We start from the raw sequence: 8,324 nt of genomic DNA on the forward strand, positions 1-8,324 counted from the left end.
GGATGAGAATTGCAAAACAGATCCTGATCATTGTCCTGCTGCTCGCTGTCTTCGGCGTCACGCTTTATATCTATCTTAAGCCCGACGGCTCTCAGGCAGCGGACACTGCCGCCGCCCAGGAGGTGACTGCCGCAGTCGCCCGAAAAACCATCACCCGAACCCTGACCGCCTCGGGCGAGATTAAAACCCGTCGGACGCTGAGCCTGAAGCCCAACACGAATTACAAGTTTAAAGCACTTTGCGTCGGCGTCGGCCAGACAGTCCGGGAGGGCTATCCGGTACTGGAGTACACTAACGGCGAAACGCTGGATGCACCCTTTGATTTGGTGGTTACAAACGCTGCGCTGCCGGCAAAGGATGAATCGATGACCGCCGACCACTCTGTCGATGTTTCGGACACCCAGAACCTGCAGGTCCAGATGAGTGTTTATGAGAATGACCTTGCAAACCTCCAGGACGGCCAGGCCGTCGACATCAAGGCCGGCGCAGTCGGTGACCAAATCTTCCAGGGAATGGTGAGTGACATCAGCCAGATTGGTAAGTACGACGCCACGGGTTCCAAGTTTACCATATCGGTCTCTTTTGACAACGACGGCTCTCTAAAGCTTGGCATGTCTGCCAGCTGCAGTATCAAAACAGCTGTTGCCGACAATGTGCTGAGTGTGCCGGTGGCCGCTATCCAAAGCGGCGAGGACGGCAAATATGTCACGGTAAAGTCCAGCGGCGGCGAAGAACGGCGCAAGGTTGAAACCGGCATATCTGACGGTCAGGATGTGGAGATCACAAACGGCCTCAATGAGGGCGATATGGTTATTCTCCCCTCTGCCGCCGACCCGTCCGGCGAGGAAGTTCCCGGAGAAGATATGAGCATACCAGAACAGGAGATCCCGCTATGATACAGCTCACGCACATCGAAAAAAGCTACCGACTGGGGGATACATCTGTCCAAGCGCTCTCCGACGTCAGCCTGCACGTCAAACCCGGTGAGTTTGTCTCCATCGTTGGGCCCTCCGGCTCTGGAAAATCAACACTCATGAACATCCTGGGTCTGCTGGACACACCGGATTCCGGCACTTATTATCTGGATGGCCAGGAGGTCGGAACCCTGTCAGATAACAGCCTGGCAGCGCTGCGCAACCAGAAGATCGGCTTTGTCTTTCAGAATTTTAATCTTCTGGACAAGCTGAGCGCTTTGGAAAACGTAAAGCTCCCGCTGAGCCTGCGGGGCATCCGTCAAAAAGAAATGACGGCCACTGCCCTTGAATATCTGCACCGGGTCGGCCTTGCAGGTCGGGAAAAGCACATTCCCTCACAGCTTTCAGGCGGCCAGCAGCAGCGCGTCGCCATCGCCCGGGCTCTCATCGGACAGCCGGAGATCATTCTGGCCGACGAGCCAACCGGCGCGCTGGACTCCAAAACCAGCATTGAGATCATGTCGGTGTTTAAAAGGCTTAACCAGCAGGGGCAAACCATTGTCCTCATCACTCACAATCTGGGCCTGGCGCGGGAAACCGGTCGGGTGCTCCAGATTCTTGACGGACAGCTCTGTGCGGACACGTCAGGAGGTGCGCCATGCGGCTGTCCACAATCCTGAAATACGCGGCCGCAAGCCTGCTCTCTAATAAGCTCAGAAGCCTGCTGACCATGCTTGGCCTCATCATCGGTATCGCCTCAGTCATTCTTCTGGTGGGCATTGGTCAGGGTGCCAACCAGTCTGTCAGGCAAAAGATGGACACTCTGGGCGGCGATATCCTGACAGCCAGTGTCTACACCGAAAACCCAAACGACGGTCTGAAAGCAGCAGATCTGGGGGAGATAAAAAAGCTGTCTGGCGTTCAGGCTCTCGCGCCCTTTAAAGTTCTATCAGCCAAAGCTTATTTTGAAAAAAACACCTCGAAGCGCAGTGTCCTAGCCGGGACTGACGACCAATACCTGGGTCTGCGCAACTTAAAATTGCAGTCAGGCCGAAACCTGTCCATCATTGACCTGGAGGAAAAAAGCAAGGTCTGCGTCATCGGTGTCAATATTGCCCTCGACCTGTTCCACACCACCCAAGTGAAGGGCAACCATCTGAAGCTGGGCGGCGACGAGTATAAAATCGTTGGCATCCTGGAACCCCAAGGCGAATCTCTGGGCGTCAATGTCGACAATCTAATTCTGGTTCCCCTGACCACTTCCCGTTATTTTGATCTGGGCGACGACGTGGGCAGCTTCTACGTTAAGGCAGAAAGTCAGGAGCAGATCAACGGGGTAAAATCTGCCCTGTCAGCTTACCTGACCATTAAAAAAGGGCTGTCACCTGCCATGTACAGTGTCTCCTCCCAGGATGAAATGCTAAACGCAGGGGCAGATATCAGCGGCAGTCTGTCCCAGCTGCTGGCCGGAATCGCAGGGATTTCCCTGATCGTGGGCGGCATTGGCGTCATGAACGTCATGCTGGTGTCTGTCAGCGAACGTGTCCGGGAAATCGGTATCCGCAAGGCGCTGGGCACCAAACGACGCGATATCCTCGCCCAGTTTCTGGCAGAGGCGCTGGCCATGAGCCTGCTGGGCGGCGCTTTCGGCGTCGGCGCTGGCATTGCTGCTGGCTTCCTGTCCACGCTTCTGGGCTTTCAGTTTGTCATTCCAGCTGTCATGGTGCCTGTAGCCTTTGGTGCCAGCACCCTTATCGGCCTGGCCTTTGGAATTTTCCCCGCCTGCCGCGCCTCTAACCTGAACCCCATCGAAGCGCTCCGGCGTTAAACCAAAATGAGGTAGGGTCTGAAACAGACCCTACCTCATTTATTGATCTCTTTTTTCTTTTTATGAATGCTGTAAATCAAATTCGCGCCCAGAATCAGGGCCACAATGTAGCCGATGGTGCCCAGGGCGGGTATGCCCAGCAGCTTTGGCTCCATATTCGTGGTACTGATAAAGCTGGAGCCGATGAGCAGCGCGGCGGCGATGATACACTTCACAATTTTGTTGACCATCTGGTCAATGGTGTTCAGCGGTTCCTCGGAGCCGGTAATCTCCAGATTGATCTTTGTCTGCCCCTTGACTGTCATGCGCAGCAGATCCAGCGCCTGGCCGGGCAGGCTCAGGGTGCTTTTGGCCGCGCCGTACAGCTCACGCCCCAGCTCAAGGGCTTCCCGTTTGGGGTCCAGGTTCTCAAGGCGCTCGGCGGACATATGGTTGATCATAATCTGCACCACGTTGGTCTCTGGCGCCAGCATGCTCAGCACGCCCTCAATGGTCAGAGAACCGCGGGCCAGCATGGTCACGCCTTTTGGCATGGCGATATGATGGTCGTTGGCCAGCTGAAGCAGGTCCTCCATCATGGTACCGATGTTTATGCTGCCCAGCTCCATGCTGCCGTACTCGTCCATCATATTGTCAATATCGGAATACAGCCTGGCGTGGTTGATCCGGCCGGTGTGCACGCCAAGGGACAGCACCACGTTTTTCATGGCGTCCACGTCGCCTGTCGCCATGGCCTCCACGGCCTGCTTGAACAGGTCCTTGTCCTTTGAGGAAAGGGTGCCCATCATGCCCAGGTCGATAAAGACGATCTGGCCGTCGCGGATGCGGATATTACCCGGGTGCGGGTCGGCGTGGAAAAAGCCGTCGTCGATGACCTGCTTGACGTAGTTCTCCGAAAGCTTGAGGGCGATCTCGTCCAGATCGTAGCCCAACTCCGTGAGCCGGCCAATCTGGTCGATCTCCTCGCCGGCGATGTATTCCATCACCAGCACCCTGGAGGTGGTGTGCTTATGGTAAATGACAGGGCTGGTCACATAGACGATGTCCCGGTTGAGCTCGTAAAACTCGTCGGCGTTGTGGGCCTCGATCAAAAAGTCCATTTCCTGCTGGGCTGTAAACCACATTTCGTCCAGCACCATCTTAAAATCGATGGCGTTTCCGGTGCCGCCGGCGATTTTGAGCAGCGCGGCGGCCCTGTCCAGCAGCCCGATGTCGCGGGCCATGGTGTCCTTGATACCGGGGCGCTGCACCTTGACCACCACAGAGCTGCCGTCCTTCAGCTCTGCCTGGTGCACCTGGGCGATGGAGGCCGAGCCCAGAGGTTTCCGGTCCAGAAAAGTAAAGATCTCGTTCAGGGGCTTTCCATACTCCTCCTCGATGACCGCCACCACGTCCTCGAAGTCCATGGGACGCACCTCGGTTCTGAGCTTTGTAAGCTCACGGCAGTACTCAGCCGGAAGGATGTCCTGGCGCATGGAAAGCACCTGTCCAAGCTTGACAAAGGTCGGGCCCAGATCCTCGATGATGAGCCGCAGCTTGACCGGTGTGATGCCTTTGACAATATCGTATTTGGCCAGTATCGCCATGATTTCCCTCAGACGCTGCCTGTTGTATTCTTTGGCTTTTCCAGCGCCTGAGGGCTCTTTTTCATGGTTTAATGGGTTATTCTGCGTCTTTGACCTCTGCGTCTTCTGCATTTTCACGCTCCATTCGGGCCAGCTTGTCCTTGATGGCCTGTAATTCTTCCGGACTCATTTTGTCCATGGTCTCAACCACCTTATCCACAGATGGCTCATCGTCCTTGACGACAACGGTCACGTTTTCCTTGACCTTGTCCCGGATGTTGCGCTTCAGCTCTTCGTTCATCACCTTGCCCTGCTCCACAGTCAGCTCGCCCTTTTCAACCAGCTGGTTGATGAGCTCCTGAGATTTCTCAGCAGTGGTCGCCACTGCGCCCACGCCTGCCAACAGTACTTTTCTCAGCTCTTCGCCTAAGTTAAAACTTGCCATTTTAATTCTCCTTTGCTTTTGGAAATCTTGAATCATAAAACATTGATAAAATGGTCATGCGCTGCAAAGCCGCAAAATACTTTACAAGTGGAAGCAGGAAGGTTGAAAGTGGAAGGTTTTTGATTCAGGCAGCGGCCGCAGGCCGCTTCCAATCAAATGTGCAGCGCACATTTGTTCCTGAACTTTCCACTTTCCATTTTCAACTTTCAACTGCAAAAGCCTCTTTATTGCAATTTACCGCTTCACGATCTTTTTCATCACTGCCTTTTTCTGCCGTTTGCTGTTATTTCATTATAACACAGCGTTCTTTAAATTCAGTTTAATTTTACCCTTTTAGAGATATTTATAAACAGCGGCCTCAATTTCCATAAAGGATTTTCCCGTTTCGCCGGCAATGCGCTTCAGGTCCTCGTATTCCGGGCTGCGCTTGGCGATACCGTCATAGGTGCAGGCCTTGACGCGGACCGGGCCAAAGGGCGTGTCCACCGTCTCGATCGCCCGGTTCATGACCGCGCGGTCAACCTGATATTTGCGCAGGCCGATGCTGCTGGTCTGCGCGAAAATATAGCGGGTGACCGTCTCCTCCTTTCCGGCGTCGCAGATCACGGTCAGCTTGACGGCCGGCCGGTTTTTCTTCATATAGATGGGCGTGTAAAAGGCGTCGCGCACGCCCTGCTCAAAGAGGCCCTCCAGCACGTAGCCGGCCGTCTCGCCTGTCATGTCGTCAATGTTGGTCTCCATGACCAGGATACCACTGTCCGCCTCGTGGGTGTGTCCCATAAAAAGGCGCAGGCCGTTCAGGATCTCAAACTCACGGTCGCCAAAGCCATAGCCGACGGTGTCCACCGCTATCTGCGGAAAGCCGGCCGAATAGCTGGCCAGCTCGGCGAGGATGGCCATGCCCGTCGGGGTTGCGGACTCACCGTCCACGCCCTTCGCGTAAATGGGAAAATCGGTTTTTCCGATGATCTCCGCTGTGGCGGGCGCCGGCACTGGCAGCAGGCCGTGGGCACATTTCACAAAGCCCTGGCCCGCGTTCACCGCAGAGCCATACACCACGTCGGGCGCAATATCGTGGAAGCAGATGGCCGCGCCCACAATATCCACAATGGAATCCACTGCGCCCACCTCATGGAAGTGTACCTGCTCCATGGGAACACCGTGAACCTTGCCCTCGGCCTCGGCCACACGCCTGAAAATGGCGATGGCCGTTTTCTTGACCGCCTCGTCCAGGCCGCTGCTCTCAATGATCTTCACAATGTCGCCGAAATGGCGGTGGGCATGCTCGTGACGGTCCATGACCACGTGGCACTTGGTCCCGGTGATGCCCCGCTTCTGGGTTTTCTCGATCTCCAGATGAAAGCCCGGCACGCCCAGCCTGGCCAGCTCGCGCTCCAGGTGCGCGGGGTCTGCGCCAATGTCCAGAAAGGCGCCCAGCGTCATGTCGCCGCTGATGCCTGCAAAACAGTCAAAATATAATACTTTCATGGTCCCTCCTGCTAAAGTTGATTGATTTTTGAGGCCAGACAGGCCGCCCCAAAGCCATTGTCGATATTGACCACCCCGATGCCTCCTGCACAGGAGGTCAGCATGCCCAGAAGGGCCGAGACGCCGCCGAAATTGGCGCCGTAGCCGATGCTGGTGGGCACCGCGACCACGGGTTTATCGGTCAGGCCGCCCACCACGCTGGCCAGCGCGCCCTCCATACCAGCCACCACGATGATGACCCGGGCATGGTTGATGATGTCCACGTTGTCAAGGAGCCGGTGTATGCCGGCCACGCCCACGTCGTACAGACGGTTTACCCGGTTTCCCATGACCTCGGCCGTCACAGCGGCCTCCTCTGCCACCGGAATATCCGATGTTCCGGCAGACACCACTGCGATGGTGCCCTCGGATACGCGGTAGGGCTCACGCTTCACCACCACAGACCGGGCTTCCTTATAGTAGACCGCATCCGGCGTCAGCTCGCGGATGGCCTCATAAACCTCCTCACTGGCGCGGGAGGCCAGAATATTGCCGGTCGTGCGGGCCAGCATATCCCGCACAATGCCGCGGATCTGGCCGAGGCTTTTGCCCGGGCTGTAGATCACCTCGGGAAAGCCGTTGCGCAGCTCCCTGTGGTAATCGACCTTGGCGTATTCAAGGTCGTGGTAGGGCAGCTCCTTGAGCTGCTCCAGAGCGTCCTCAACGCTCGTATCGTCGTTTTTAACCTGCGTCAGCAGGGCTTTCAGCTGTTCTGCGTTCATTTTTTCACCTCATTCATACTGCCGCACTGGTAACCCGAAAGGTCAAGGGTAACGGTTTTAAAGCCAATGGCTTTCAGGTTGCTCACCAGCTCCTGCCGCCTGTCCATGAGCAGCTCAAAATCTTCCTCGGCGCACTCGATCTTGGCCATGCTGCCGATATAGCGCAGCCGGTACTGGCGCAGGCCCAGCACCTTCAGGCATTCCTCGCCCTGCTCCACCATCAGCAGCTTTTTCCGCGTGATCGGCTCGCCTCCCGGGATACGGGTTGCCAGGCAGGCCATGGCGGGCTTTTGGGCTGTGGACAGCCCGTAAAAGGCGGAAAGGTCGCGGATATCCTGCTTGGTAAGGCCGGCTTTTATAAAGGGGCTTACCACCATCATTTCCTCCAGCGCCAGCAGGCCTGGGCGGTAATCGTCCAGGTCGTCCAGATTGGAGCCGTCAAAAATAACGTCGCAGCCCAGCTCCTGGGCATGGCCCTTGATCTGGGTAAAGATATTCTTTTTACAAAAGTAGCAGCGCTTCGGCCCGTTTTCCACGAATTCGGGCACTGAAAGCACGTCCACGTCCAGCACACACAGCGCGGCGCCCATGCCCTGAGCCAGCGCTTTCGCGTCCCCGAACTCAGACCGCGGCATCATGCTGCCGTTAACCGTCATTGGCACCGCCGCCGCGCCCAGGGTTTCCACTGCCACCCGGAGCAGCAGGGTGCTGTCCACGCCGCCGGAAAAAGCGATACACGGCTTTTCATAGCTCCGGATCACATCCTTCAGGCTGTCCAGCTTTCCAGCCAGCGCTTTATCTAAAGTGTTCATTGTTCTCTCTCCTGATTATCATAATACCCTTATTATACGCTTTCCTGACCATAAAAAAAAGACCAGCTTTAAGCTGATCTTATATCTGCCCATTTCTTTCACTCACCCCCAGTCAGAGCCGGATAACAGCTGGTCTGGAGCCGCAGCCTCTCCGTTTCCATAGAATGGCAATATTATACGCCTGATCACACAGAAAGGAAAGCCTGTCAAAATATTTCTCACGGCCAAATGTTGACACGGGTGTGCAAAAAAAGAAAAAAGACCAGCATTGCTGATCCGATAAACAAAATGGCAAGGGTGGCAGGATTCGAACCTGCGAATGATGGAGTCAGAGTCCATTGCCTTACCGCTTGGCGACACCCCTACGGCGTACTCCGTTCTGAGCACGATATTTATTTTAGCTTTTTTTACAGGATTTGTCAAGAAAATATTTCCAATTTTTCTCAAAAATATTTTGCCCCCGAATTGTAAAATTAATTGACCGCATAATTATACAACAAATTTTAAAGAA

Annotated in this window: 9 protein-coding genes and 1 tRNA gene; 4 read left to right on the forward strand and 6 right to left on the reverse strand. The window is 55.5% G+C overall.

Annotated elements, in window-relative coordinates; all coding sequences use genetic code 11:
- Positions 1 to 2: 2 nt before the first annotated feature.
- Genes DW091_RS18935 through DW091_RS18945 form a run of 3 tightly spaced genes read left to right on the forward strand, consistent with a single transcriptional unit; the run spans position 3 to position 2,742 of the window.
- Positions 3 to 896: an efflux RND transporter periplasmic adaptor subunit gene (locus tag DW091_RS18935; protein ID WP_118518986.1), complete on the forward strand. Its 894-nt coding sequence runs from the start codon at positions 3 to 5 to the stop codon at positions 894 to 896.
- Positions 893 to 1,594 (forward strand): ABC transporter ATP-binding protein, encoded by a 702-nt coding sequence (locus DW091_RS18940; RefSeq protein ID WP_074618390.1) that lies wholly within the window; start codon positions 893 to 895, stop codon positions 1,592 to 1,594. Before DW091_RS18935 ends, DW091_RS18940 begins: the two co-directional genes overlap by 4 nt.
- Positions 1,573 to 2,742, forward strand: a complete 1,170-nt coding sequence (locus DW091_RS18945; RefSeq protein ID WP_118518987.1) for an ABC transporter permease — start codon at positions 1,573 to 1,575, stop codon at positions 2,740 to 2,742. The genes DW091_RS18940 and DW091_RS18945 overlap by 22 nt, the downstream gene beginning before the upstream one ends.
- Before the next feature lie 35 nt (positions 2,743 to 2,777).
- On the opposite strand, the gene DW091_RS18950 is transcribed toward DW091_RS18945, so the two are convergent.
- Positions 2,778 to 4,439, reverse strand: a complete 1,662-nt coding sequence (locus DW091_RS18950) for an AarF/UbiB family protein (protein WP_118518988.1) — start codon at positions 4,437 to 4,439, stop codon at positions 2,778 to 2,780.
- Positions 4,405 to 4,752 (reverse strand): phasin family protein, encoded by a 348-nt coding sequence (locus DW091_RS18955; protein WP_013378791.1) that lies wholly within the window; start codon positions 4,750 to 4,752, stop codon positions 4,405 to 4,407. The genes DW091_RS18950 and DW091_RS18955 overlap by 35 nt, the downstream gene beginning before the upstream one ends.
- Before the next feature lie 119 nt (positions 4,753 to 4,871).
- Between DW091_RS18955 and DW091_RS20220 the strand changes: the two genes are divergently transcribed.
- Positions 4,872 to 5,075 carry a hypothetical protein gene (locus tag DW091_RS20220; RefSeq protein WP_158577947.1) on the forward strand — a complete coding sequence of 68 codons (204 nt, stop codon included), beginning with the start codon at positions 4,872 to 4,874 and terminating at the stop codon, positions 5,073 to 5,075.
- Positions 5,076 to 5,085: 10 nt separating this feature from the next.
- Here the strand turns inward: DW091_RS20220 and larC are convergent, their stop codons facing one another.
- The 4 genes from larC to DW091_RS18975 all read right to left on the reverse strand — a co-directional run bounded on the left by larC (position 5,086) and on the right by DW091_RS18975 (position 8,177).
- Positions 5,086 to 6,240 carry a nickel pincer cofactor biosynthesis protein LarC gene (gene larC / locus DW091_RS18960; RefSeq protein WP_118518989.1) on the reverse strand — a complete coding sequence of 385 codons (1,155 nt, stop codon included), beginning with the start codon at positions 6,238 to 6,240 and terminating at the stop codon, positions 5,086 to 5,088.
- Between the two features lie 11 nt (positions 6,241 to 6,251).
- A complete protein-coding gene (gene larB, locus DW091_RS18965; RefSeq protein WP_118518990.1) occupies positions 6,252 to 7,001 on the reverse strand; it encodes a nickel pincer cofactor biosynthesis protein LarB in 750 nt (249 codons plus the stop codon).
- Positions 6,998 to 7,813: an ATP-dependent sacrificial sulfur transferase LarE gene (larE, locus tag DW091_RS18970; RefSeq protein ID WP_118518991.1), complete on the reverse strand. Its 816-nt coding sequence runs from the start codon at positions 7,811 to 7,813 to the stop codon at positions 6,998 to 7,000. The genes larB and larE overlap by 4 nt, the downstream gene beginning before the upstream one ends.
- A 289-nt stretch (positions 7,814 to 8,102) precedes the next feature.
- Positions 8,103 to 8,177, reverse strand: a tRNA-Gln gene (locus DW091_RS18975).
- Positions 8,178 to 8,324 lie beyond the last annotated feature (147 nt).

It is taken from the genome of Eubacterium sp. AM05-23 (assembly GCF_003477535.1).
Taxonomy (GTDB): domain Bacteria; phylum Bacillota; class Clostridia; order Eubacteriales; family Eubacteriaceae; genus Eubacterium; species Eubacterium maltosivorans.

Bases quoted from the DNA above. Each gene is read 5' to 3' on its own strand.
- DW091_RS18935 (WP_118518986.1), top strand. From the start codon at position 3: ATGAGAATTGCAAAACAGATCCTGATCATTGTCCTGCTGCTCGCTGTC.
- DW091_RS18940 (WP_074618390.1), top strand. From the start codon at position 893: ATGATACAGCTCACGCACATCGAAAAAAGCTACCGACTGGGGGATACA.
- DW091_RS18945 (WP_118518987.1), top strand. From the start codon at position 1,573: ATGCGGCTGTCCACAATCCTGAAATACGCGGCCGCAAGCCTGCTCTCT.
- DW091_RS18950 (WP_118518988.1), bottom strand. From the start codon at position 4,439: ATGCAGAAGACGCAGAGGTCAAAGACGCAGAATAACCCATTAAACCAT.
- DW091_RS18955 (WP_013378791.1), bottom strand. From the start codon at position 4,752: ATGGCAAGTTTTAACTTAGGCGAAGAGCTGAGAAAAGTACTGTTGGCA.
- larC (WP_118518989.1), bottom strand. From the start codon at position 6,240: ATGAAAGTATTATATTTTGACTGTTTTGCAGGCATCAGCGGCGACATG.
- larB (WP_118518990.1), bottom strand. From the start codon at position 7,001: ATGAACGCAGAACAGCTGAAAGCCCTGCTGACGCAGGTTAAAAACGAC.
- larE (WP_118518991.1), bottom strand. From the start codon at position 7,813: ATGAACACTTTAGATAAAGCGCTGGCTGGAAAGCTGGACAGCCTGAAG.